Source organism: Pseudomonas sp. 3JA, from assembly GCF_036961705.1.
Taxonomy (GTDB): Bacteria; Pseudomonadota; Gammaproteobacteria; order Pseudomonadales; family Pseudomonadaceae; genus Aquipseudomonas; species Aquipseudomonas fluorescens_Q.
The window spans coordinates 21,070-44,635 of record NZ_JBAMDJ010000030.1; the positions used below are offsets into that span (position 1 = coordinate 21,070).

Here is a 23,566-nt window from a genome sequence, read left to right on the forward strand (position 1 = left end):
GCAGCCGAGCGGGAGCAAGCTCCCTCGCCACAGGGATCGGTTTGGACCAGAGGCGGCATGTTTAGGTGGAAGTCGTTGCCTTGCCCTCTTTTGGTGCCTGCCCGAAATGGCTAGACTGCGCGCCTTCCTGCAAGGACCGCCACCATGTTGCTGATGCTTTATCTGATCGCCATCACCGCCGAAGCCATGACCGGCGCCTTGTCTGCCGGGCGCCGCGGCATGGACTGGTTCGGCGTGGTGCTGATCGCCTGTGTCACGGCGCTGGGTGGCGGTTCGGTGCGTGACGTGCTGCTCGGTCATTACCCGCTCACCTGGGTCAAACACCCGGAATACTTGGTGCTGACCACCGCGGCGGCGATGCTGACGGTGTTCCTGGCGCGCTGGATGCGCCACCTGCGTTCATTGTTCCTGGTGCTCGACGCCGCGGGGCTGGTGGCGTTCACCCTGATCGGCTGCATGACGGCCCTGGAAATGGGCCATGGCATGCTGGTGGCGTCGGTCAGCGGAGTGATCACTGGGGTGTTCGGCGGTATTTTGCGGGACATTTTCTGCAACGATATTCCGCTGATCTTCCGTCGCGAGCTCTATGCCAGCGTTTCATTTGCCGCGGCATGGTGCTATCTGCTGTGCGTCTTCCTGCAACTGCCGAGTGAGCAGGCGATCCTCATTACCTTGTTCGGTGGTTTCCTGCTGCGGCTCCTGGCGATTCGTTTTCACTGGGAAATGCCGAAGTTCGTCTACAACGACGAGGTTTGACGCTCGGCATGTTGCCGTAACGCCCACTCCACATGCTCGCGCACCAACTCCGACGGGTAGTCGCGTCGCGCCTGCAGCGCTTGCAGCACGGGAATCGTTGACGGCGCATTACCCAGGCCCACTGCCAGGTTGCGCAGCCAGCGCTCGTACCCGGCGCGGCGCAGCGGCGAGCCTTCGGTGCTGTTCAGGAACGTCGCCTCGTCCCACATGAACAGCTCGGCCAGCCCGGCATTGTCCAGGTTGTGCCGCGGCTTGAAGTCGCTTTCCCCGGCCGGCCGGGCGAAGCGGTTCCAGGGACAGACGATCTGGCAGTCATCGCAGCCGAACACCCGGTTGCCGATCAACGGCCGCAGCTCCTCGGGGATGGCGCTTTTCAGCTCGATGGTCAGGTAGGAAATGCAGCGGCGGGCATCGAGCACGTAGGGCCCGATGAAGGCATTCGTAGGGCAGATGTCCAGGCACGCGGTGCATTTCCCGCAATGTTCGCTGGCATGGGGCGGGTCCACCGGCAGTGGCAGGTCGACAAACAGCTCGCTCAGGAAGAAATAGCTTCCGGCCTTGCGGTTCAACACCAAGGTGTTTTTACCGATCCAGCCCAGGCCGGCCTGTTCGGCGATGGCTTTTTCCAGGACTGGAGCACTGTCGACGAAGGCGCGATAACCGAAGGGGCCGATCACCGCCTGAATTTTTTCTGCCAGTTGCTGCACACGTTTACGGATCAATTTGTGGTAATCGCGGCCCAATGCATAACGCGAGACGTAGGCTTTCTCCGGTTGGCCGAGCATCTGCGCCATGTGCGTATCGCCCGACAGGTAGTCCATGCGCAGGGAAACCACCCGTAGCGTACCCGGCACCAGTTCCTCGGGGTGCGAGCGTTTGCTGCCGTGGGCGCCCATGTAGTCCATTTCGCCGTGGTACCCGGCATCGAGCCAGCGTTGCAGGTGTTGCTCATGCTCGGCAAGGTCCAGGCCGCTGATGCCGACCTGCTGGAAGCCCAGCTCGCGGCCCCACTCCTTGATGGATTGGGCGAGGGCGGGGAGGTCTGTGGGAATGGCAGGCATGAGGCGAGAGAAACCAGAGCTGAGATGCGTATAATTCTGCCAGACATCGGAGCCCGAAGACGCATGCCGCACACTAAAGATGATTTTCCCGACGCGCTGTACAGCGCCGCGCAGGTCCGGGCCCTCGACGCACAACTGATCGCGGCCGGCACCGCCGGTTTCGAATTGATGCAACGCGCCGCCCGCGCCACCTGGCGAGCGATTGTCCGGCGCTGGCCTGATGCCCACGAGCTGACGGTGCTGGCCGGGCATGGCAACAACGCCGGCGATGGCTATCTGGTCGCGACCTTGGCCCGGCGCGCTGGCTGGGCGGTGCGGGTGCTGACGGTGGGCGAGCCCCGGCGCTTGCAGGGCGACGCCGCCAATGCCCACGCCGAAGCGGTGGCGGTGGGCGTGCCGATGGAGCCGTGGTCGGATGAGGCAGAGTTGCGCGGCGTGTTGCTGGATGCGCTGCTCGGCACGGGCTTGAGTGGCGAGGTGCGCGAGCCTTATGTGCGGGCTATCGATACGATCAACGTCAGCGGTCTGCCGGTCGCGGCGGTGGATATCCCCTCGGGCTTGTGCGCCGATACCGGCCGGGTGCTGGGCACGGCGGTGGTGGCCGATCTCACCGTGACCTTTATTGGCTTGAAGCTGGGCCTGTTTACCGGCGAAGCGGCGGACCGGGTCGGCGAACTGGTGTTCAACGACCTGCACGCCGATCCAGATATTGTTGACGCGGCACCGGCCAGTGCCCGATTGCTCTCACCCCATAATCTGCCACGTCTGACACCTCGTGCCGCCACGTCCCACAAAGGCAAGTTCGGTCACGTGCTGTTGATCGGTGGCGACCGGGGCTTTGGCGGCGCCATCCAGATGAGCGCCGAAAGCGCCCTGCGCTGCGGTGCGGGGATGGTTTCGCTGGCGACCCGCAGCGAGCACGTATCCGCCGCGCTGACGCGTTTGCCGGAAGTGATGGTGCAAGGCACCCATTCGGCGAACCAATTGATGGGCTTGCTCCAGCAGGCCAGCGTGCTGGTGGTCGGGCCGGGCTTGGGCCAGGCCGCATGGGGGCGCAGCCTGTTGTCGGCGGCGGCCAATGCGCCGCTGCCGCAAGTATGGGATGCCGATGCGCTGAATCTGCTCTGCAGCGGCGATGTCCGCCTGCCTGAACAGTGCGTCATCACCCCGCACCCAGGCGAAGCGGCCCGATTGTTGGCGTTATCCACAGCCCAGGTGCAGGCCGACCGTCCAGCGGCAGCCCATGCATTGAGCCAGAAATACGCCGCCACGGTGATCCTCAAGGGCGCTGGCAGCCTGATTGCCAGCCCGGACGGTCGCCTGGCGGTTTGCAGCCAGGGCCATCCGGCCATGGCCACAGCAGGCCTGGGGGATGTGCTGGCCGGCGTGGTCGGCGCCTTGCTGGCTCAGGGCATGGAGGGGTTCGAGGCCGCGTGCCTGGCGGTCTGGCTGCATGCCAATGCCGGTGCCCAGGCCGGTCGCTCGGGTCGGGGGGTGGCAGCCACCGATCTGATTCCGGCCATTCGTCAGTTGTTGGAGGAGCATTCACCGTGTCTGAAGTAACCCTGTACGTGGCGGACGAACAAGCCATGACACAATTTGGTGCCCGCATCGCGCAGATCACCGCCGGCCACGGCCTGATTTTTCTCGAAGGCGACCTCGGCGCGGGGAAAACCACCCTGTCCCGTGGCATCATTCGCGGTCTCGGGCACGTCGGCTCCGTCAAGAGCCCTACGTTCACCCTGGTCGAGCCCTACGAGATCGGCGACATTCGCGCCTTCCATTTCGACCTGTATCGACTGGTGGATCCGGAGGAGCTGGAATTCCTCGGTATTCGCGATTATTTCGAAGATGACGCCTTGTGCCTGATCGAATGGCCCCAGAAGGGTGCAGGCTTTTTGCCAAAGCCCGACCTGACCATTACCATTGGCGCGCAGAACGGCGGGCGTTCGCTGAAACTGACGCCGCAAGGCTCGCGTGGCGAGTCGTGGTGTGCCGCTTTGGCATTGGAAAACTAATTGATGATGGGGTTTGGTATGCGCTTTCGCGCGGTGGTTGCTGTCGTAGGACTGTTGCTTACGGCACTGGCCGTCGATGCTGTGGCCGAGACAAAGGTCAACAGCGTTCGCCTCTGGCGGGCGCCGGACAACACACGGCTGGTGTTCGACCTGACGGGCCCGGTGCAGCACAGCGTATTCACCCTGACCGCCCCGGATCGCCTGGTGATTGACATCAACGGCGCGTCCCTGGGCGCGCCATTGAACGTGGCGACCGCCAACACGCCGATTACCGCGATGCGTTCGGCCCAGCGTACGCCGACCGACCTGCGGGTGGTCATCGACCTGAAAAAAGCCGTGACCCCGAAAAGCTTCACCCTGGCCCCGAATGCCCAATACGGCAACCGGCTGGTGGTGGACCTGTTCGACAACCCGGCCGATGCGGCGCCACCTCCGCCGCCGCCGACCAATGTCGCCACGGTGCCAGCGGTGCCAGTGACCCCGACCGAACCTGCACTCAAGCTGCCACCGGCCCCGGCTGGCAAGCGCGACATCATCGTGGTGATCGACGCCGGTCACGGCGGCGAAGACCCGGGCGCCTCAGGCTCGCGCGGGCAGCGGGAAAAAGACGTGGTGCTGTCCATCGCCCGCGAATTGCAACGCCAGGTCAACGGCATGAAAGGCTTCCGCGCCGAACTGACCCGTACCGGCGACTACTTCATTCCCTTGCGTGGGCGTACCGAGATCGCCCGCAAGAAAGGCGCCGACCTGTTCGTCTCCATCCACGCCGACGCCGCGCCTTCGGCGGCAGCGTTCGGGGCCTCGGTGTTTGCCCTGTCCGACCGCGGTGCCACGTCCGAGACTGCCCGTTGGCTGGCCGACAGCGAAAACCGTTCCGACCTGATCGGCGGTGCCGGCAATGTCAGCCTCGACGACAAGGACCGGATGCTCGCCGGTGTGTTGCTCGATTTGTCGATGACCGCCTCGTTGACCTCCAGCCTGAACGTCGGCCAGAAGGTCCTGAGCAACATCGGTCGGGTCACGCCGCTGCACAAGCAGCGCGTCGAGCAAGCAGGATTCATGGTGCTCAAGTCGCCGGACATCCCGTCGATCCTGGTGGAGACCGGGTTTATCTCCAACGCCAATGAAGCCTCCAAGCTGTCGTCCGCCAACCACCAGCAGGCGCTGGCACGCTCCATCAGCAGCGGCGTGCGGCAGTTCTTCCAGCAAAACCCACCGCCAGGCACCTACATCGCCTGGTTGCGCGACTCGGGCAAGATTGCCCAAGGCCCGCGGGACCATCGGGTCAGCCCCGGCGAAACCCTGGCGATGATCGCCGTGCGCTATCAGGTGTCGCCCGCCACCTTGCGCAGTGCCAACAATCTCAAGAGCGATGAGCTCAAGATTGGCCAGACCCTGACCATTCCCGGCAATGAAGTGGCGGTCCAGCAATGAGTGATGAAGTGATCGGCAGCAACGCGCGCATCGAACTGCTCAGCCCGCGGCTGGCGAACCAGATCGCCGCTGGCGAAGTGGTCGAGCGTCCGGCGTCTGTGATCAAGGAATTGCTGGAAAACAGCCTCGACTCCGGGGCCAGGCGCATCGATGTGGATGTCGAGCAGGGCGGCGTCAAGCTGCTGCGGGTGCGCGATGACGGTGGCGGGATTTCCTCTGACGACCTGCCGCTGGCCCTGGCGCGTCATGCCACCAGCAAGATCCGCGACTTGGAAGACCTCGAGCGGGTCATGAGCTTGGGGTTTCGGGGCGAGGCGCTGGCATCCATCAGTTCGGTGTCGCGCCTGACCCTTACCTCCCGCACCCGCGATGCCGAGCAGGCCTGGCAGGTCGAGACCGAAGGCCGCGACATGGCGTCTCGCGTGCAGCCCGCGGCCCATCCAGTGGGCACCTCGGTGGAAGTGCGCGACTTGTTCTTCAACACCCCGGCCCGGCGCAAGTTCCTCAAGGCCGAGAAGACTGAATTCGATCATCTGCAAGAAGTCATCAAGCGCCTGGCCCTGGCGCGCTTTGATGTGGCGTTCCATTTGCGCCACAACGGCAAGACCATCCTCAGCCTGCACGAGGCCCACGATGATGCGGCCCGCGCCCGACGTGTCGGCGCGGTGTGCGGCGCAGGTTTCCTGGAGCAGGCATTGCCCATCGAGGTGGAGCGCAATGGCTTGCGCCTGTGGGGGTGGGTCGGCTTGCCAACCTTTTCCCGCAGTCAGGCGGACTTGCAGTACTTCTACGTGAACGGCCGGGCGGTGCGCGACAAATTGGTGGCCCACGCGGTGCGCCAGGCGTATCGCGATGTGCTGTTCAATGGCCGGCATCCGACCTTCGTGCTGTTTTTCGAAGTCGATCCGGCCGTGGTCGACGTCAACGTACACCCGACCAAGCACGAAGTACGTTTCCGTGACGGGCGCATGGTCCACGATTTCCTCTACGGCACCTTGCACCGTGCGTTGGGCGATGTGCGCCCGGAAGATCAACTGGCGGCTCCGGCGGCGGTGGGCGGCATGGTCCGGCCAACGGGGTTGGAAGCTGGCGAATTCGGGCCTCAGGGCGAAATGCGCCTGGCGGCCAACGCACTGCTGGAGCAGCCCCAGCCTCAGCCGAGCTACAACACGGCCGGGAGCGGTACCGGCAGCGGCTATCAATACCAATACACTCCGCGTCCGCAATCCAGCGTGCCGACAGCCGAGGCCCAGGCGGCCTATCGCGAGTTCTTCAAACCCTTGCCGGAAGCTGGAGCGGCGGCGATGCCCGACGGCCAAGGCGATATCCCGCCGCTGGGCTATGCCCTGGCGCAACTCAAAGGCATTTATATCCTCTCGGAAAATGCCCAGGGCCTGGTCCTGGTGGACATGCACGCCGCCCATGAACGGATCATGTACGAGCGGCTGAAAATCGCCATGGCCAGCGAAGGCCTGAGCGGCCAGCCACTGTTGGTGCCCGAGTCCCTGGCCGTCAGCCAGCGCGAAGCCGATTGCGCCGAAGAACATGTGGCCTGGTTCCAGCGCCTGGGCTTCGAATTGCAGCGTCTGGGGCCCGAAACCCTGGCGATCCGCCAGATCCCGGCGTTGTTGAAGCAGGCCGAGGCCAATCGCCTGGTCAGCGACGTACTGGCTGACTTGATGGAATATGGCACCAGCGACCGCATCCAGGCGCACCTGAACGAACTGCTCGGTACCATGGCCTGCCACGGCGCGATCCGCGCCAACCGGCGCCTGGCCCTGCCGGAAATGAACGGCCTGCTGCGGGACATGGAAAACACCGAGCGCAGCGGTCAATGCAACCATGGCCGGCCGACCTGGACCCAATTGGGCCTGGACGACCTGGACAAACTGTTCCTGCGCGGTCGTTGATGAGCCAGTTGCCACCCGCGATTTTCCTGATGGGGCCGACCGCCGCCGGCAAGACCGACCTGGCCATCGAGTTGACCAAGGTCTTGCCCTGCGAGTTGATCAGTGTCGATTCGGCCCTGGTCTACCGGGGCATGGACATCGGCACCGCCAAGCCGTCGAAGGAACTGCTGGCCGAGTTTCCCCATCGCCTGATCGACATCCTCGACCCGGCCGAGGCTTATTCGGCGGCTGATTTCCGTCGTGACGCGCTCCAGGCCATGGCCGAGATCACCTCGCGGGGCAAGATTCCGCTGCTGGTGGGTGGCACAATGCTGTATTACAAGGCCTTGGTCGATGGGTTGGCGGACATGCCGGCAGCCGATCCCGAGGTGCGCGCGCAGATTGAAGAAGAGGCCGCGCGCCTTGGCTGGCAAGCCCTGCACGAGCAATTGGCGGTCATCGACCCGGAATCGGCGGCGCGTATTCACCCCAATGACCCGCAGCGCCTCAGTCGGGCCCTGGAGGTTTATCGGGTCAGCGGCCAGAGCATGACGGCCCTGCGCCAGCGACAATCTGCGCAAAGTACTGAAGCAGCCGCTTCGGGACTGCAACAATTGCCCTATACTGTCGCGAATCTGGCCATCGCTCCGGCGAACCGGCAAGTGCTGCATCGGCGAATTGAACAAAGATTCACATTAATGTTGGAACAGGGGTTCATAGACGAGGTCGTAGCCCTGCGTGAGCGAAGTGACCTGCATGCCGGGTTGCCGTCTATACGTGCGGTAGGTTATCGACAAGTCTGGGATTACCTGGACGGCAAGCTGACGTCAGCCGAGATGCAGGAGCGTGGGATCATTGCCACGCGCCAATTGGCGAAACGCCAGTTCACCTGGCTGCGCAGCTGGACTGACTTGCATTGGCTCGACAGTCTCGATTGCGACAATCTGCCACGCGCCTTGAAATACCTCGGGACCATCTCCATATTGAGCTGAGTCCTTGCAATTGCCGTCTATCCTTGGGGGTGTGACGGCCCAAGCCATCTGATTCCGATTTTTATTATTGATCCTTAAAGGAGTGCGGCACATGTCAAAAGGGCATTCGCTACAAGACCCTTACTTGAACACTTTACGTAAAGAGAAAGTTGGGGTGTCCATCTATCTGGTCAACGGGATCAAACTGCAAGGCACGATCGAGTCTTTCGACCAGTTCGTCATCCTTCTGAAAAACACCGTCAGCCAAATGGTCTACAAACACGCGATCTCGACAGTCGTGCCAGTTCGTCCAATTCGTCTGCCTAGCGCAACCGAATCCGAAGGCGGTGACGCTGAACCGGGTAACGCCTGATAGGAGCCTCCTTTGTTCTTTGAGCGCCACGGTGGTGGTGAACGGGCCATTCTCGTTCACTTGGATGGACAGGACCCTGAGGCGCGCGAAGATCCGCAGGAGTTTCAGGAATTGGCACTTTCGGCTGGCGCCGAGACCGTCGCGTTTTTCAACGTGCCGCGTCATCGGCCAACCGCAAAGTTCCTGATCGGCAGTGGCAAGGTCGAGGAGTTGCGCGACCTGGTCAAGGCCGAACAGGTCGATCTGGTGATTTTCAATCACATCCTCACACCCAGTCAGGAACGTAACCTCGAACGTGTCTTCGAGTGTCGCGTTATCGACCGAACGGGGCTGATTCTCGATATTTTCGCCCAGCGCGCCCGCACCCATGAAGGCAAGCTCCAGGTCGAACTGGCCCAGCTTGAGCACATGAGTACGCGGCTGGTTCGCGGCTGGACTCACCTTGAGCGGCAGAAGGGCGGTATCGGCCTGCGCGGCCCGGGTGAAACCCAGTTGGAAACCGACCGGCGCCTGCTTCGGGTTCGCTTGCGCCAGATCAAGGGGCGCCTGGAAAAGGTCCGCAGCCAGCGCGAGCAGTCGCGGCGCGGGCGCAAGCGCGCGGACATCCCGACGGTTTCACTGGTGGGCTATACCAACGCCGGCAAATCGACCCTGTTCAATAACGTTACCCAATCCGACGTCTACGCCGCCGACCAATTGTTCGCCACGCTCGACCCGACCCTGCGTCGGCTCGACCTGGACGACCTCGGGCCGATCGTGCTGGCCGACACCGTGGGCTTCATCCGTCACCTGCCGCATAAACTGGTCGAGGCTTTCCGGGCTACGCTCGAAGAGTCGAGCAACTCCGACCTGCTGCTGCACGTGATCGATGCCGCTGAACCGGACCGGATGCTGCAGATCGAGCAGGTGATGGTGGTGCTGGGCGAGATCGGAGCCCAGGACTTGCCGATCCTGGAGGTATACAACAAACTCGATTTGCTTGAAGGCGTGGAGCCGCAGATCCAGCGCGATGCCGACGGCAAGCCGCAACGGGTCTGGCTGTCGGCCCGTGATGGCACCGGCCTGGACCTGCTCAAACAGGCAGTGGCCGAGCTGTTGGGCAACGATCTGTTTGTTGGCACCCTGAAGCTGCCGCAACGTTTCGCCCGGCTGCGAGCCCAGTTCTTTGAGCTGGGGGCCGTGCAAAAAGAAGAACACGACGACGAAGGCGTCTGCCTGCTGGCTGTTCGCCTGCCTCGGGCGGAGCTCAATCGGCTGGTCAGCCGCGAAGGGCTGCAACCGATGGAATTCATCGAGCAACACACTTTGCAATAAAAGCCTGAGAAAGCTGTGTCAGGCATTCTGTAGCATTGGTCGGCGCGCCGTGGGTGCGTCTTTGCTTTATCAGATGGAGAGCGCTATGGCTTGGAATGAGCCGGGTGGCAACTCGAATAATCAGGATCCTTGGGGTGGCAAGCGTCGTAACAACGGCGACCGCAAGGGGCCGCCGGATCTCGACGAGGCCTTCCGAAAGCTGCAGGAAAGCCTGAACGGTTTGTTCGGTGGTGGTAAAAAACGCGGTGACGATGGTGGCGGTCGCCCGGGCAAGGGCGGCGGTTTCGGCCTGCTCGGCATCGGTCTGGTCGTGCTGGCGGCTGTCTGGCTGTACAGCGCGGTCTATGTCGTGGACGAGCAGGAGCAGGCCGTGGTGCTGCGCTTCGGCAAGTACTACGAGACGGTTGGACCGGGCCTGAATATCTATTTCCCGCCGATCGACCAGAAGTATATGGAGAACGTCACGCGTGAGCGTGCGTACACCAAGCAGGGCCAGATGCTGACCGAAGACGAGAACATCGTCGAAGTGCCGCTGACCGTGCAATACAAGATTACCAACCTGCAGGACTTCGTACTGAACGTCGACCAGCCGGAAATCAGCCTGCAGCATGCGACCGAAAGTGCCTTGCGCCATGTGGTGGGTTCCACCGCCATGGACCAGGTGCTGACCGAAGGGCGTGAGTTGATGGCCAGCGAAATCAAGGAGCGCCTGCAGCGGTTCCTCGATACCTATCGCACCGGTATCACCGTCACCCAGGTCAACGTCCAGAGCGCGGCAGCCCCGCGTGAGGTCCAGGAAGCCTTCGACGACGTGATCCGTGCCCGTGAAGACGAGCAGCGTTCGCGCAACCAGGCCGAAACCTATGCCAACGGCGTCGTGCCGGAAGCTCGTGGTCAGGCCCAGCGCATCATCGAAGATGCCAACGGTTATCGCGATGAAGTGGTTTCCCGTGCCAAGGGTGAGGCGGATCGCTTCACCAAGCTGGTAGCCGAGTACCGCAAGGCCCCGGAAGTCACCCGTGAGCGTCTGTACCTGGACACCATGCAGGAAGTCTTCAGCAACACCAGCAAGGTCCTCGTGACCGGCAACAAGAACGGCCAGAGCAATCTGCTGTACCTGCCGCTGGACAAGATGGTCGAGAGCGGTCGCAACACCAGCACGCCACCGGCCAGTTCGGCGGCGGCCAGCAATGAGGCCGGCACCCGCGCAGCGGCGGACCTGCAACAACAGCAAGCACGTACCAGGGAGAGTCGCTGATGAGCAATAAATCGCTGATCGCCCTTATTGTCGGTGTCGTCGTGGCGATCGCTGCCTGGAACTGCTTCTACATCGTGGCTCAGACCGAGCGTGCGGTGTTGCTGCAGTTTGGCCGCGTGGTACAGGCTGATGTCCAGCCAGGGCTGCATGTGAAGGTGCCGTACGTCAACAAGGTGCGCAAGTTCGACGCCCGCCTGATGACGTTGGATGCGCCGACGCAGCGCTTCCTGACGCTGGAAAAGAAAGCCGTGATGGTGGATGCCTACGCCAAGTGGCGCGTGAAGGATGCCGAGCGCTTCTACACCGCGACTTCCGGCCTGAAGCAAATCGCCGACGAGCGTCTGTCCCGCCGTCTGGAATCGGGCCTGCGTGACCAGTTCGGTAAGCGCACGCTGCATGAAGTGGTGTCCGGTGAGCGTGATGCGCTCATGGCCGATATCACGCGTTCGCTGAACACGATGGCGGAAAAAGAGCTGGGTATCGAAGTGGTCGATGTCCGGGTCAAGGCCATCGACCTGCCGAAGGAAGTGAACCGCAGCGTGTTCGAGCGCATGAGCACCGAGCGTGAGCGTGAGGCTCGCGAGCACCGCGCCAAGGGTAACGAGCTGGCCGAAGGCATCCGTGCCGACGCCGATCGCCAACGCCGCGTACTGCTGGCCGAAGCCTATCGGGAATCGGAAGAGGTCCGTGGTGATGGTGATGCCCAGGCCGCTGCGATCTATTCCAAGGCCTATGGCCAGGATCAGGAGTTCTACGGTTTCTACCGTAGCCTGCGCGCTTACCGTGAAAGTTTTGCAAACAAATCCGACGTCATGGTCCTGGACCCAAGCAGTGACTTCTTCCGTTATCTGGAAAAGGCCAAGCCTTGATGCGACGTTGACCTGAGGCACTCCGCCCGGCGGCTAAAGCGTCGGGCGGGGTGATCCTTTGGGAAAACGTGTGTATGATGCGGCAGCCGGGAAATTCCCGGCTTTTTTGCGTCTGCACGTTTGATTGTGGTTTTGGTTGCAGGCGTCGGGTTGAACGACTCGACAGGTTTTTCGAGGAAAGTGCTGGGCGAGGCTGGAGTGCTGCTCATTTAAGGCGTTGGATAGAAACCGTGGCGAGGGAGCTTGCTCCCGCTTGAGTGCGAAGCGCTCACAGCAATGGGGCCGCTTCGCAGCCCAGCGGGAGCGAGCTCCCTCGCCACAATGATTCAATCGCTCGTAGGTGAACGGCATGACGCCATTCGTCACGGCGCTCTTGCGCGTCTTTTGCTCATGAGGCGCGCCTGGCGCGGGCATTTTCTGCTTCACTCAAGGCCAGCCCGAAAGCTGGCCGCCCGGACCATAGGGGAATGGCGTAATGGCAACGGTAGACCGCTGGCTGCTGCCAGATGGCATCGAAGAAGTACTGCCACCGGAAGCTGCGCGAATTGAAGTCGCGCGTCGGCAGGTGTTGGATCTGTTCCAGAGCTGGGGTTACGAGTTCGTCGTTACCCCGCATATCGAGTACCTGGAATCCCTGCTCACCGGTGCGGGCCAGGACCTGGACCTGCGCACCTTCAAGGTTATCGACCCGCAGTCGGGCCGGCAGATGGGCTTTCGTGCCGATATCACGCCGCAAGTGGCGCGTATCGACGCCCACACCCTGCGCCGTGAAGGTCCGAGCCGCCTGTGCTACGCCGGCAGTGTGCTGCATGCCCAGCCGCGTGCCTTGTCGTCTTCGCGCAGCCCGATCCAGCTGGGCGCCGAGTTGTATGGCGACGCCAGCCCGAGCAGCGACGTGGAAGTCATCAGCCTGATGTTGGCCATGTTGCAACTGGCTGACGTGCCGGATGTCCACATGGACCTGGGCCATGTCGGCATCTATCGCGGCCTGGCCCGAGCGGCCGGTTTGTCCGGCGAAGTGGAGCAACAGCTGTTCGATGCCCTGCAACGCAAGGCCATTGACGAAGTCATCAGCCTGACCGAAGGCCTGCCGGCCGATCTGTCGGACATGCTGCGGGCGCTGGTGGGCCTGTGCGGCGGACGTGAGGTATTGGCCGCTGCCCGTGAACGCCTGGCTCACGCGCCGGCGCCTGTGTTGGCGGCGCTGGACGACTTGCTGGCGATTGCCGAGCGTCTGTCGGTGCGTTTCCCCGAATTGCCGCTGTATTTCGACCTGGGTGAATTGCGCGGTTATCACTACCACACGGGTGTCGTCTTTGCCGTGTTCGTCCCGGGCGTGGGCCAGTCCATCGCCCAGGGCGGCCGTTATGACGACATCGGTGCCGACTTTGGTCGTGCTCGTCCGGCGACCGGTTTCTCTACCGATTTGAAAACCCTGGTGACCCTGGGGCGTGCTGAAGTCGAGCTACCGTCTGGCGGTATCTGGATGCCTGACAGTACGGATGCGGCACTCTGGCAAGCGGTCTGCCAGCTGCGCAGTGAGGGTCAGCGTGTCGTCCAGGCTTTGCCTGGGCAACCTTTGGCCGCCGCCCGTGAAGCGGACTGCGACCGGCAATTGATTCAGCAGAACGGGCTTTGGCAAGTATTGCCGCTGGCTTCTTGAGTTTTCCTGCCGGCTGCGGCCGGCACCAAGTTTGCGCGAATGAGGACAAGTGTTATGGGTAAGAATGTCGTAGTCCTGGGCACCCAGTGGGGTGATGAGGGCAAAGGCAAGATCGTTGATCTGCTGACCGAACATGCTGCCGCCGTAGTGCGCTACCAGGGTGGCCACAACGCAGGTCACACCTTGGTGATCGACGGTGAAAAAACCGTCCTGCACCTGATTCCGTCGGGCGTGCTGCGCGAAGGCGTACAGTGCCTGATCGGCAACGGTGTGGTGGTGGCTCCCGACGCCTTGCTGCGGGAAATCATCAAGCTGGAGGAAAAAGGCGTACCGGTGCGCGAGCGCCTGCGTATCAGCCCGTCCTGCCCGCTGATCCTGTCCTATCACGTCGCGCTGGACCAGGCCCGTGAAAAGGCTCGTGGCGAGCTGAAGATCGGCACCACCGGTCGCGGTATCGGCCCGGCCTACGAAGATAAAGTAGCCCGTCGAGGCCTGCGCATCGGTGACCTGTTCCACCGTGAGCGTTTCGCCGCCAAGCTGGGCGAGTTGCTGGACTACCACAACTTTGTCCTGGTCAATTACTACAAAGAGCCGGCCATCGACTTCCAGAAAACCCTGGACGAGTGCATGGAGTACGCCGAGCTGCTCAAGCCGATGATGCTCGACGTCACTGCCGAGCTGCACGAGCTGCGTCGCGCTGGCAAGGACATCATGTTCGAAGGTGCCCAGGGTTCGCTGCTGGACATCGACCACGGTACCTACCCGTACGTCACCAGCTCCAACACCACCGCCGGCGGTATCGCGACGGGTTCGGGCTTCGGTCCGATGTACCTGGACTACATCCTGGGTATCACCAAGGCCTACACCACACGCGTGGGTTCGGGGCCGTTCCCGACTGAGCTGTTCGACGATGTCGGCGCCTTCCTGGCCAAGCGTGGCCACGAATTCGGCGCTACCACCGGCCGTGCCCGTCGTTGCGGTTGGTTCGATGCCGTCATCCTGCGTCGCGCCATCGACGTCAACAGCATCTCGGGCCTGTGCCTGACCAAGTTGGACGTGCTGGACGGCTTGGAAACCATCAACATCTGCGTGGGCTACAAGAACCAGGACGGCGCCGTCATCGACGCACCGACCGACGCCGACAGCTACATCGGCCTGGAGCCGGTGTACGAGCAGATGCCAGGCTGGACCGAATCGACCGTGGGCGCCAAGACCCTGGAAGAGCTGCCAGTGGCGGCCCGCAACTACATCAAGCGTGTCGAAGAGTTGGTCGGTGCGCCGATCGACATTATTTCGACGGGGCCGGACCGCAACGAAACCATCGTTCTGCGTCACCCGTTTGCCTGATAAGTCGTTGATGTAAAAAACAAAGGCCCCTCGTTTGGGGCCTTTGTCGTATCTGCCGGCCGAACGGCACGACCTTTGCTATGCATCGTTAACAATAAGTACTTCTTTGAAGTGCCATCAAATTAATGGCGTTTAGTAGAGGGATTCCCCTGTGTCGGCCGTTCTCTCACTGTTACAAAGCCGTCTGTTGCGGCCCGTCTTCGTTACGCTTGGTATCGCCCTTTTGGTGCAGGTGCTGGTGGCTGTCGCGCTGACACGAAGCACTGTCACCGCCCTGGAGGCCGATCTAGGCGCTCGGCTGGGGGGCGACAGTCAAAAATTGTCTGGCGAACTGGAGCAGGCCGGGCGCGAGGTCACCTCGAGCCTGGACAGTTTGTCTGCCAGCACCCGTCAGCGTCTCACTGCCGGTTTGTCCCCGCGGTTGAAGGACGAACAGGCGCAATTGCGGACGACGCTGGAGAAAACGCTCAAGGATTCCGCCAACGATATGGCGCAACTCCTGGCCTCGGTCGCGCCGCGCGCTATGTGGGACAGCGACATACCGACCCTTTCCGAATTCGCCCGCCGGGCCCAGCGCAACCCTAATGTATTGTTCGTTATTTATGACGACGCCAGTGGTGAGCACCTGACCCGCTACCTGAACCGGGAAAACCCGATCAACAAGGCGCTGCTGGAAAAAGGCAAGGGCGAGCGGGCGTTGGACAAAGTGCTGGATGCGGCGAAGAGCGACCCCTCGGTGTATTACCTCGAAGCCTCGATCAGCCCCAATGGCGTAGAGATTGGCAAGGTATTGATGGGTGTTTCCACGGCTTCCGTTGACGCTGATCTGAAGGCGCTGGACCAGCGCTTCTCGGCCTTGATCGCCAGCAGCGACCAGTTGGTCGGTGACAGCCTCAAGGGGGCGGCGGCCGACAGCGCCACCGCCATGCGCGGTCGCCTGGAGTCGGCCCAGGCCACCGCCACACAGATGCAGACCAACACTGCCAGCACCGTGCAGGAAGCGGCAGGCACCTTGCGCTGGCGTATCGGCCTGGGCCTGGCATTGGTGGGCTTCGGTGTGTTGGTGTTGCTGGCCGTGGTGCTGGGGCGTCGGGTGGTCAATCGCTTGAAGTTGCTGATCGCGGCCATGAACGACTTGGCGGCAGGCGAGGGTGACCTGACCAAGCGCGTGCAAATCAACAGCAAGGACGAAATCGGCGACATGGCCTCGGCGGTCAATCGCTTTGTGGATAAGTTGCAACCCATCGTGCGCGAGGCGGGCGATGTGGCCCAGCGTACCGGTGTGGAAATCGGTGCGATGACCTTGCGTAACTCCGGTGCCGATGCGGCGGCCGGGATGCAGCGTGATGAGGTGGCCGAGAGCCTGCGTGCACTGTCGCAAATGGCGGATGAGGCTCAATCGGAAAGCCAGGCGATGCAGGCGGCTTTGCAGCAGGTTGTGGAGATCCGCCAGGCCACTGATGAAAATACCCGCACTTCGGCCAAGGTCGGCAGCTTGATCGAGGCGTTGGCCGGGCAGGTAGACACCGGTGCGAAAGTGATTGAGCGGCTGGCGCAGCAGAGCGAACAGATCGAAGTGGTGTTGACGGTGATCCACGGCATCGCCGAGCAGACTAACTTGTTGGCCTTGAATGCGGCCATCGAGGCGGCGCGGGCCGGGGAAACGGGGCGCGGGTTTGCCGTGGTGGCGGATGAGGTGCGGGCCCTGGCGAGCAAGACCCAAAGTTCAACGGGCGATATCCAGGCGCATATCGTGGCCTTGCAGCAGGGCGCTCGCGAGGCGGTGGCCGCTATCGGCCAGGCTGGGCGCCAGGCCAGCGAAGGCTTGGTGGTGCTACGAGACAGCGCGCGATTGCAGCAGTCGGTGCAGGCGTCCGTCGAGCAGGTGCATGCGGCTATCGGCCTGGCGACTCAGGCCGCGGCTCACCAGGCCCAGGGCGCGCAAGCGGTGCGCGGGCGCGTGGAAACCATCCATGCCCAGGCCGAGAAGGCGGCCCAGGCCGTGGTCGAGACCACCGCCAGCGGCAAGGTGCTCGACAGCCTGGCTGCGCAATTGAAAGCAAGCCTGGGGCAGTTCCGGGCCTGATCTGGCGGCTGGGCTGGCCTCATCGCGAGCAAGCTCGCTTCCACAGCGGATCTCGTTCACTGCGATCCTTGTGGGCGAGCTTGCTCGCGATAGCGATTTCAGCGACTCAGATATTTCCAGGACCCAGAAACGCAAAAACCCGCTTTCGCGGGTTTCTGTGAGGTTCAAGGTCGTAACCTTGAAGCAAGAATTGGTGCCCAGAAGAAGACTCGAACTTCCACGACCTTGCGGTCACCAGCACCTGAAGCTGGCGTGTCTACCAATTTCACCATCTGGGCAGCATCTTCAGCGTTGCCGCTGTTGATGTGGCGCACTATACGGAGCGCATTTTGATCTGTAAACCCCTGTTTTTGTTTTAGTAATTGCCAAACGCAATTGCAGGGGCAAAAATGCAAAAACCCGCTTTCGCGGGTTTTTTGTTGAGCTGCCAGGCCAGTGACCTGTTGCTCGAAATTGGTGCCCAGAAGAAGACTCGAACTTCCACGACCTTGCGGTCACCAGCACCTGAAGCTGGCGTGTCTACCAATTTCACCATCTGGGCAATATCGACAGCGTGTGTACGTCGTCGATGGCGCGCACTATACGGAGCGTCTTTTTAACTGTAAACCCCTCCTGAGAAAAAAACCGCTAAATTTCACGAGCGGTGCTTTCCCAGGCTTCCAAGGCGGGTCAAATGGCTTTAGAAAAGCGATCGGATGCTTGAAATTTCCCGTTTCATTAAGCCTATGCCAAACTAACCCGCATATAGACAAGGTGAAAACTCTCTAATGGCCGATTGGCAGTCCCTCGATCCCGAGGCCGCTCGTGAAGCGGAAAAGTATGAAAACCCTATTCCTAGCCGCGAACTGATCCTGGCGCATCTCGCCGATCGGGGTTCGCCTGCTAGCCGCGAGCAGTTGGTCGAAGAGTTCGGTCTGACCACCGAGGACCAACTCGAAGCCCTGCGCCGCCGTCTGCGCGCCATGGAGCGCGACGCTCAACTGATCTACACCCGGCGCGGCACCTATGCGCCGGTGGACAAGCTCGACCTGATCCTGGGCCGCATCGCCGGTCACCGTGACGGCTTCGGTTTCCTGATCCCGGACGACGGCAGCGACGACCTGTTCATGAGCCCGGCGCAAATGCGCCTGGTATTCGACGGCGACCGTGCCCTGGCCCGCGTTTCCGGCCTGGACCGTCGTGGTCGCCGTGAAGGCGTGATCGTCGAAGTGGTGTCCCGTGCCCACGAGTCCATCGTCGGCCGTTACTTCGAAGAAGGTGGTATCGGTTTTGTCGTGCCGGATAACCCGAAGGTCCAGCAGGAAGTGCTGATTACCCCGGGCCGTAATGGCGCCGCCAAGGTGGGTCAGTTCGTCGAGGTGAAAATCACCCACTGGCCAACGGCGCGCTTCCAGCCGCAGGGCGATATCGTTGAAGTGGTCGGCAACTACATGGCGCCGGGCATGGAGATCGACGTTGCGCTGCGCACCTACGACATTCCTCACGTCTGGCCCGAGGCCGTGCTCAAGGAAGCCGCCAAGCTCAAGCCGGAAGTTGAAGAGAAAGACAAAGAAAAACGCATCGACCTGCGTCATCTGCCGTTCGTCACCATCGATGGTGAAGACGCCCGCGACTTCGACGATGCGGTCTACTGCGAAGCCAAGCCTGGCAAGCTGCGCCTGTTCTCCGGCGGCTGGAAGTTGTTCGTCGCGATTGCCGACGTGTCCAGCTACGTGAAGATCGGTTCGGCCCTGGATAACGAAGCCCAGGTGCGCGGCAACTCCGTGTATTTCCCTGAGCGCGTGATCCCGATGCTGCCTGAGCAGTTGTCCAACGGGCTGTGCTCGCTGAATCCGAAAGTCGACCGTTTGGCCATGGTGTGCGAGATGACCATCTCCAAGACCGGCGAAATGACCGACTACCAGTTCTACGAAGCGGTGATCCACTCCCAGGCGCGCCTGACCTACAACAAGGTCAGCACCATCCTGGAAACGCCCAAGACCAGTGAAGCCAAGGCCTTGCGTGCCGAATACGCTGGCGTGGTGCCGCACCTCAAGCAGCTTTACTCGCTGTACAAGGTGTTGCTGGGTGCCCGTCATGTGCGTGGCGCGATCGATTTCGAGACCCAGGAAACCCGGATTGTCTTCGGTTCCGAGCGCAAGATCGCGGCAATCACCCCGACGACCCGTAACGATGCGCACAAGCTGATCGAAGAGTGCATGCTGGCGGCCAACGTGGCCACCGCCGAATTCCTCAAGAAGCACGAGATCCCTGCGTTGTACCGCGTGCACGACGGCCCGCCGCCGGAGCGTCTGGAAAAACTGCGGGCCTTCCTCGGCGAGCTCGGCCTGTCCTTGCACAAAGGCAAGGACGGCCCGACGCCGAAGGACTACCAGGCACTGCTGGCGAGCATCAAGGATCGTCCGGATTACCATGTGATCCAGACCGTGATGCTGCGCTCCCTGAGCCAGGCGGTGTACAGCGCCGACAATCAGGGCCACTTTGGTCTGAATTACGAGGCGTACACCCACTTCACCTCGCCGATTCGCCGTTACCCGGACCTGCTCACGCACCGCGCGATCCGCAGCGTGATCCATTCCAAGCAGAACACCCCGCACGTCAAGCGCGCCGGTGCCATGACCATTCCGAAGGCCCGGATCTATCCGTACGACGAAGCGGCCCTGGAGCAGTTGGGCGAGCAGTGCTCCATGAGCGAGCGGCGCGCCGACGAAGCCACCCGCGACGTGGTGAACTGGCTCAAGTGCGAGTTCATGAAAGACCGCGTGGGCGAGTCGTTCCCAGGCGTGATCACCGCAGTGACAGGCTTTGGTTTGTTTGTCGAGCTGACCGACATCTACGTCGAGGGCTTGGTGCACGTTACCGCCTTGCCGGGTGATTACTACCACTTCGATCCTGTGCACCACCGCCTGGCGGGCGAGCGCACCGGTCGCAGCTTCCGTCTGGGCGACACCGTGGAAGTGCAGGTCATGCGCGTCGACCTCGATGAGCGCAAGATCGACTTCGGAATGTCTGACAAACCCGCTGAAGCACCGACTGGCCGTAAAAAACGTGGCAACGAGACCGCCGCGCCTGCGACCAAAGGTAAAGGTGCTCCTGCAAAAACCGCAGAACCTGAGCCAGCCAAGGCCGGTCGCCGTTCGTCTGTCAAGGACAAGGCTCCCGAAGCCTACCGCCCCAGCGACGCAGCGGCGAAAAACGCCGAGCTGCGCAAGAGCCGCGAGTTGAAGCAGCAGTTGCTCAACGAAGCCAAAAGCGGTGGTAAAGCGGCGTCTGGGGGAAAGTCCCACGGGGCGGAAAAGCCGTCGAGCAAGCCAAGTAAACACCGTAAAGGCCCGCCAAAAGCGGGTTCGGCCCCTGCGAAAAGCGGCGGGTCGCGCAAACCTAAGGCCAAGTCATGAGTCTGGAAAAAATCTACGGCGTGCACGCCGTAGAAGCACTGCTGCGTCACCACCCTAAACGTGTCAAGCAAGTGTGGTTGGCGGAAGGTCGCAGCGAGCCGCGTGTGCAAGCGCTGGTCGAACTGGCCACCCAAAACAAGGTTGCCATTGGCCAGGCCGAGCGTCGCGAAATGGACGTGTGGGTCGAAGGCGTTCACCAGGGTGTGGTTGCGGACGTAAGCCCCAGCCAGGTCTGGGGCGAGGCGATGCTCGACGAACTGCTCGATCGCACCGAAGGCGCCCCCCTGCTGCTGGTGCTGGACGGCGTGACCGACCCGCATAACCTCGGCGCTTGCCTGCGTTCGGCAGATGCAGCGGGTGCGTTGGCGGTCATCGTGCCTAAAGACAAGTCGGCAACCTTGACGCCGGCTGTGCGTAAGGTCGCCTGCGGCGCGGCGGAAGTGATTCCGCTGGTGGCGGTGACCAACCTGGCGCGCACCCTGGAAAAACTCCAGCAGCGCGGCCTGTGGGTGGTCGGCACGGCGGGCGAGGCCGAGGTCAGTATCTATGACCAGGACCTGACGGGCCCGACGATCCTGATCATGGGCGCCGAAGGCAAGGGCATGCGCCGCCTGACCCGCGAGCACTGCGATTACCTGGTCAAGCTGCCGATGGCGGGCAGCGTCAGCAGCCTCAACGTCTCGGTGGCCACTGGTGTGTGCCTGTTCGAAGCGCTGCGCCAGCGTAGTGTTAAAGTGGCCTCTTCGCGCAAGCTATAAGCTTCAAGCGGCAAGGTAGAGCGCGATAGCGTTTATAGCTTGCCGCTTGTCGCTCGCTGCTTGCAGCGGTTCAATTGCCTTGCGCCGCCCTCGGCCCTTCTCTACAATTGCGCCCCTTGCTGTGATGGCAGGCACTTATGTGTCTAGCGTCCACAAGTCCATAAGTGTCATTCACTCCTTGTCTGACCGTTTTTGAGCGGCAGGCTACAACCCGTAAGGAGCATTCATGCGTCATTACGAAATCATCTTTTTGGTCCACCCGGATCAAAGCGAGCAAGTCGGCGGCATGGTTGAGCGTTACACCAAGCTGATCGAAGAAGACGGCGGCAAAATCCACCGTCTGGAAGATTGGGGCCGTCGTCAACTGGCCTACGCAATCAACAATGTTCACAAGGCTCACTACGTGATGCTGAACGTTGAGTGCACCGGCAAGGCCCTGGCCGAGCTGGAAGACAACTTCCGCTACAACGATGCAGTGATCCGTAACCTAGTCATCCGTCGCGAAGAAGCCGTTACCGGCCAATCCGAGATGCTCAAGGCTGAAGAAAACCGCAGTGAGCGCCGTGAGCGTCGCGACCGTCCTGAGCACTCTGACAGCGCCGATGGCGATGACAGCGATAGCGACAGCGACAACAGCGATAACGCTGACGAGTAATCCACGGACCTTTTAAGGAGCCAATCACATGGCACGTTTCTTCCGTCGTCGTAAATTCTGCCGCTTCACCGCTGAAGACGTGAAAGAGATCGATTACAAAGATCTCAACACTCTGAAAGCCTACGTATCCGAGACCGGCAAAATCGTTCCAAGCCGTATCACCGGTACCAAAGCTCGTTATCAGCGTCAGCTGGCCACCGCTATCAAGCGCGCCCGCTTCCTGGCCCTGCTGGCCTACACCGACAGCCACGGCCGCTGAGACCGGGCAGTCGACGAGTAGTAAGGGATTGAATGCATGCGCGCCTTAGCTGACTTCATCATGCGGGGACGTGTGCAGGCCACGTTGGTTGTGGCCGGATCCGCGGCATTGCCGCTGTTGTTCTGGTTGAGTGCCGCCGCTGGGTGCCTTGTGCTCCTGCGGCGCGGTTCGGACGCCTTGAGCGTCCTGGGTATCGGGTTGCTGTCAGCGTTGGTGAGCTGGTACTTCCTGAAGGACCCGACAACACTCCTGGTGTTGCTCGGGGCTGGTGGCCTGGCGTTGGTTTTGCGCGCCGGCCATACCTGGAACCGCGTGCTGCTGTGCAGCGTGGCCGTGGGGTTGTTGTGTGCGGTGAGCCTGGGAACTGTATTCAGTTCCTTCATCGAGTCACTGGCGCAGACGTTCGAACACGTCCTGCCGCTGGCGATGGGTGAGGTCTACGAGACATTCTCGGCAGACCAGAAGGCGTTTCTCACCGCCCTGAGCGCTCCGCTGATGATCATTTCGATAGCGTCTTCGCTGCAGATCTTTAGCGTGCTGTGCCTGATTCTTGGGCGCTATTGGCAGGCATCGTTGTATAACCCCGGTGGTTTCGGTCGCGAGTTTCGCGCCATCCGATTCCCCAAGAGCGTGGCGCTGTCACTGCTGGCCGTCATGTGTGTTGCTCCGTTTTTCGGGCTGCATGCACTGATCCTGTTGCCGTTGTGCAGTGTTGCGCTGGTCTTCGCCGGCCTGGCCCTGATTCACGGGCTGGTGGCGCAGAAGCGACTGGCCACGTTCTGGCTGGTGGGGATATACGTGACGTTGTTGCCTTTCATGCACTTGCTCGGTCCGTTGCTCGTGGTCTTGGCCATCGTTGACAGCCTGATTGATTTTCGCGGTCGTATGGCATCGAAAGACGCCGACAACGCGAACGGTGAAGGTTAAAAGTTAGAGGATTTTCACATGCAACTGATCCTTCTGGAAAAAATCGCCAACCTGGGCAACCTGGGCGACAAAGTAAACGTTAAGGCCGGCTACGGTCGTAACTACCTGCTGCCTTTCGGCAAGGCCACCGCTGCGACCGCTGCCAACCTGGCTGCGTTCGAAGAGCGTCGTGCCGAGCTGGAAAAAGCCGCCGCAGACCGTAAGGCATCGGCTGAAAGCCGTGCTGCCCAACTGGCCGAGCTGGAAGTGACCATCACTGCCACCGCTGGCGACGAAGGCAAGCTGTTCGGTTCGATCGGTACTCACGACATCGCTGACGCACTGACCGCCTCCGGCGTTGAAGTTGCGAAAAGCGAAGTTCGTCTGCCGAACGGCACCATCCGCAACGTAGGCGAATTCGACGTAGCCGTGCACCTGCACGCCGAAGTTGAAGCCACCGTACGCGTTGTCGTGGTAGCAGCCTAAGCAACACCTGTCGGTTGGCACCCTCGGGTGCTTGCCGGTAACATCGGGCACGATCCTGTTTACAG

At 61.8% G+C, this 23,566-nt stretch carries 20 protein-coding genes, 2 tRNA genes and 1 pseudogene; 20 read left to right on the forward strand and 3 right to left on the reverse strand.

Annotation, left to right across the window (positions count from 1 at the left end; genetic code table 11):
- The first annotated feature begins 144 nt into the window (after nt 1-144).
- Entirely contained in the window at nt 145-756 is a 612-nt protein-coding gene (locus tag V7773_RS21485; RefSeq protein WP_057448254.1) for a trimeric intracellular cation channel family protein, read from the forward strand.
- Here V7773_RS21485 and queG read toward each other — a convergent pair.
- On the reverse strand, nt 738-1,817 hold the full coding sequence (gene queG / locus V7773_RS21490; protein WP_336075031.1) for a tRNA epoxyqueuosine(34) reductase QueG: 1,080 nt from the start codon (nt 1,815-1,817) through the stop codon (nt 738-740). The two genes, V7773_RS21485 and queG, sit on opposite strands and share 19 nt — an antisense overlap.
- A gap of 63 nt (nt 1,818-1,880) precedes the next feature.
- On the opposite strand from queG, the gene V7773_RS21495 reads away from it, so the two are divergent.
- The 13 genes and pseudogenes from V7773_RS21495 to V7773_RS30555 all read left to right on the forward strand — a co-directional run bounded on the left by V7773_RS21495 (nt 1,881) and on the right by V7773_RS30555 (nt 17,039).
- Nucleotides 1,881-3,380, forward strand: coding sequence for an NAD(P)H-hydrate dehydratase (locus tag V7773_RS21495; RefSeq protein ID WP_336075032.1), 1,500 nt, complete (start codon nt 1,881-1,883; stop codon nt 3,378-3,380).
- Nucleotides 3,368-3,835, forward strand: coding sequence for a tRNA (adenosine(37)-N6)-threonylcarbamoyltransferase complex ATPase subunit type 1 TsaE (tsaE, locus tag V7773_RS21500; protein WP_003197219.1), 468 nt, complete (start codon nt 3,368-3,370; stop codon nt 3,833-3,835). The genes V7773_RS21495 and tsaE overlap by 13 nt, the downstream gene beginning before the upstream one ends.
- 3 nt (nt 3,836-3,838) lie before the next feature.
- Nucleotides 3,839-5,269, forward strand: a complete 1,431-nt coding sequence (locus tag V7773_RS21505) for an N-acetylmuramoyl-L-alanine amidase (RefSeq protein ID WP_336075033.1) — start codon at nt 3,839-3,841, stop codon at nt 5,267-5,269.
- Complete coding sequence (mutL, locus tag V7773_RS21510; protein WP_092345519.1) at nt 5,266-7,179, forward strand: DNA mismatch repair endonuclease MutL; 1,914 nt, start codon at nt 5,266-5,268, stop codon at nt 7,177-7,179. Before V7773_RS21505 ends, mutL begins: the two co-directional genes overlap by 4 nt.
- Nucleotides 7,179-8,150 (forward strand): tRNA (adenosine(37)-N6)-dimethylallyltransferase MiaA, encoded by a 972-nt coding sequence (gene miaA / locus V7773_RS21515; protein WP_063323184.1) that lies wholly within the window; start codon nt 7,179-7,181, stop codon nt 8,148-8,150. Before mutL ends, miaA begins: the two co-directional genes overlap by 1 nt.
- Nucleotides 8,151-8,241: 91 nt before the next feature.
- Nucleotides 8,242-8,502, forward strand: coding sequence for an RNA chaperone Hfq (gene hfq, locus V7773_RS21520; protein ID WP_003186419.1), 261 nt, complete (start codon nt 8,242-8,244; stop codon nt 8,500-8,502).
- 12 nt (nt 8,503-8,514) lie between these two features.
- On the forward strand, nt 8,515-9,816 hold the full coding sequence (hflX, locus tag V7773_RS21525; RefSeq protein WP_003197227.1) for a ribosome rescue GTPase HflX: 1,302 nt from the start codon (nt 8,515-8,517) through the stop codon (nt 9,814-9,816).
- A gap of 85 nt (nt 9,817-9,901) precedes the next feature.
- Entirely contained in the window at nt 9,902-11,074 is a 1,173-nt protein-coding gene (hflK, locus tag V7773_RS21530) for an FtsH protease activity modulator HflK (protein ID WP_063323183.1), read from the forward strand.
- Nucleotides 11,074-11,943, forward strand: coding sequence for a protease modulator HflC (gene hflC, locus V7773_RS21535; protein WP_063323182.1), 870 nt, complete (start codon nt 11,074-11,076; stop codon nt 11,941-11,943). Before hflK ends, hflC begins: the two co-directional genes overlap by 1 nt.
- A gap of 475 nt (nt 11,944-12,418) precedes the next feature.
- Entirely contained in the window at nt 12,419-13,606 is a 1,188-nt protein-coding gene (locus V7773_RS21540; protein WP_003197238.1) for an ATP phosphoribosyltransferase regulatory subunit, read from the forward strand.
- 54 nt (nt 13,607-13,660) lie between these two features.
- Nucleotides 13,661-14,953 (forward strand): adenylosuccinate synthase, encoded by a 1,293-nt coding sequence (locus tag V7773_RS21545; RefSeq protein WP_003186407.1) that lies wholly within the window; start codon nt 13,661-13,663, stop codon nt 14,951-14,953.
- Between the two features lie 967 nt (nt 14,954-15,920).
- Nucleotides 15,921-16,181, forward strand: a pseudogene (locus tag V7773_RS30550) (HAMP domain-containing protein); the annotation flags it as partial.
- Between the two features lie 108 nt (nt 16,182-16,289).
- Nucleotides 16,290-17,039 (forward strand): methyl-accepting chemotaxis protein, encoded by a 750-nt coding sequence (locus tag V7773_RS30555; RefSeq protein WP_371856983.1) that lies wholly within the window; start codon nt 16,290-16,292, stop codon nt 17,037-17,039.
- A 191-nt stretch (nt 17,040-17,230) separates the two neighbouring features.
- Here V7773_RS30555 and V7773_RS21555 read toward each other — a convergent pair.
- Together V7773_RS21555 and V7773_RS21560 are read right to left on the reverse strand one after the other, a co-directional pair.
- Nucleotides 17,231-17,317: transfer RNA gene (locus V7773_RS21555), tRNA-Leu, on the reverse strand.
- A 176-nt stretch (nt 17,318-17,493) separates the two neighbouring features.
- A tRNA-Leu gene (locus V7773_RS21560) sits at nt 17,494-17,580 on the reverse strand.
- A 226-nt stretch (nt 17,581-17,806) separates the two neighbouring features.
- Between V7773_RS21560 and rnr the strand changes: the two genes are divergently transcribed.
- From rnr to rplI, 6 genes are all read left to right on the forward strand, one after another.
- Nucleotides 17,807-20,437 (forward strand): ribonuclease R, encoded by a 2,631-nt coding sequence (rnr, locus tag V7773_RS21565; RefSeq protein WP_092146971.1) that lies wholly within the window; start codon nt 17,807-17,809, stop codon nt 20,435-20,437.
- Nucleotides 20,434-21,195: a 23S rRNA (guanosine(2251)-2'-O)-methyltransferase RlmB gene (rlmB, locus tag V7773_RS21570; RefSeq protein WP_336075037.1), complete on the forward strand. Its 762-nt coding sequence runs from the start codon at nt 20,434-20,436 to the stop codon at nt 21,193-21,195. The genes rnr and rlmB overlap by 4 nt, the downstream gene beginning before the upstream one ends.
- A 226-nt stretch (nt 21,196-21,421) precedes the next feature.
- Nucleotides 21,422-21,850, forward strand: a complete 429-nt coding sequence (gene rpsF / locus V7773_RS21575) for a 30S ribosomal protein S6 (protein ID WP_003186395.1) — start codon at nt 21,422-21,424, stop codon at nt 21,848-21,850.
- A gap of 28 nt (nt 21,851-21,878) precedes the next feature.
- Complete coding sequence (gene rpsR, locus V7773_RS21580) at nt 21,879-22,109, forward strand: 30S ribosomal protein S18 (RefSeq protein ID WP_002551829.1); 231 nt, start codon at nt 21,879-21,881, stop codon at nt 22,107-22,109.
- Between the two features lie 36 nt (nt 22,110-22,145).
- A complete protein-coding gene (locus tag V7773_RS21585) occupies nt 22,146-23,036 on the forward strand; it encodes a hypothetical protein (RefSeq protein WP_092175832.1) in 891 nt (296 codons plus the stop codon).
- 18 nt (nt 23,037-23,054) lie between these two features.
- Nucleotides 23,055-23,501 (forward strand): 50S ribosomal protein L9, encoded by a 447-nt coding sequence (gene rplI / locus V7773_RS21590; RefSeq protein WP_003186385.1) that lies wholly within the window; start codon nt 23,055-23,057, stop codon nt 23,499-23,501.
- Nucleotides 23,502-23,566: the final 65 nt, after the last annotated feature.

What these genes read in the sequence shown, in the direction of transcription:
- V7773_RS21485 (WP_057448254.1), top strand. Translation starts at nt 145, where the DNA reads ATGTTGCTGATGCTTTATCTGATCGCCATCACCGCCGAAGCCATGACC.
- queG (WP_336075031.1), bottom strand. Translation starts at nt 1,817, where the DNA reads ATGCCTGCCATTCCCACAGACCTCCCCGCCCTCGCCCAATCCATCAAG.
- V7773_RS21495 (WP_336075032.1), top strand. Translation starts at nt 1,881, where the DNA reads ATGCCGCACACTAAAGATGATTTTCCCGACGCGCTGTACAGCGCCGCG.
- V7773_RS21505 (WP_336075033.1), top strand. Translation starts at nt 3,839, where the DNA reads ATGATGGGGTTTGGTATGCGCTTTCGCGCGGTGGTTGCTGTCGTAGGA.
- mutL (WP_092345519.1), top strand. Translation starts at nt 5,266, where the DNA reads ATGAGTGATGAAGTGATCGGCAGCAACGCGCGCATCGAACTGCTCAGC.
- miaA (WP_063323184.1), top strand. Translation starts at nt 7,179, where the DNA reads ATGAGCCAGTTGCCACCCGCGATTTTCCTGATGGGGCCGACCGCCGCC.
- hfq (WP_003186419.1), top strand. Translation starts at nt 8,242, where the DNA reads ATGTCAAAAGGGCATTCGCTACAAGACCCTTACTTGAACACTTTACGT.
- hflK (WP_063323183.1), top strand. Translation starts at nt 9,902, where the DNA reads ATGGCTTGGAATGAGCCGGGTGGCAACTCGAATAATCAGGATCCTTGG.
- hflC (WP_063323182.1), top strand. Translation starts at nt 11,074, where the DNA reads ATGAGCAATAAATCGCTGATCGCCCTTATTGTCGGTGTCGTCGTGGCG.
- V7773_RS21540 (WP_003197238.1), top strand. Translation starts at nt 12,419, where the DNA reads ATGGCAACGGTAGACCGCTGGCTGCTGCCAGATGGCATCGAAGAAGTA.
- V7773_RS21545 (WP_003186407.1), top strand. Translation starts at nt 13,661, where the DNA reads ATGGGTAAGAATGTCGTAGTCCTGGGCACCCAGTGGGGTGATGAGGGC.
- V7773_RS30555 (WP_371856983.1), top strand. Translation starts at nt 16,290, where the DNA reads ATGCAGCGTGATGAGGTGGCCGAGAGCCTGCGTGCACTGTCGCAAATG.
- rnr (WP_092146971.1), top strand. Translation starts at nt 17,807, where the DNA reads ATGGCCGATTGGCAGTCCCTCGATCCCGAGGCCGCTCGTGAAGCGGAA.
- rlmB (WP_336075037.1), top strand. Translation starts at nt 20,434, where the DNA reads ATGAGTCTGGAAAAAATCTACGGCGTGCACGCCGTAGAAGCACTGCTG.
- rpsF (WP_003186395.1), top strand. Translation starts at nt 21,422, where the DNA reads ATGCGTCATTACGAAATCATCTTTTTGGTCCACCCGGATCAAAGCGAG.
- rpsR (WP_002551829.1), top strand. Translation starts at nt 21,879, where the DNA reads ATGGCACGTTTCTTCCGTCGTCGTAAATTCTGCCGCTTCACCGCTGAA.
- V7773_RS21585 (WP_092175832.1), top strand. Translation starts at nt 22,146, where the DNA reads ATGCGCGCCTTAGCTGACTTCATCATGCGGGGACGTGTGCAGGCCACG.
- rplI (WP_003186385.1), top strand. Translation starts at nt 23,055, where the DNA reads ATGCAACTGATCCTTCTGGAAAAAATCGCCAACCTGGGCAACCTGGGC.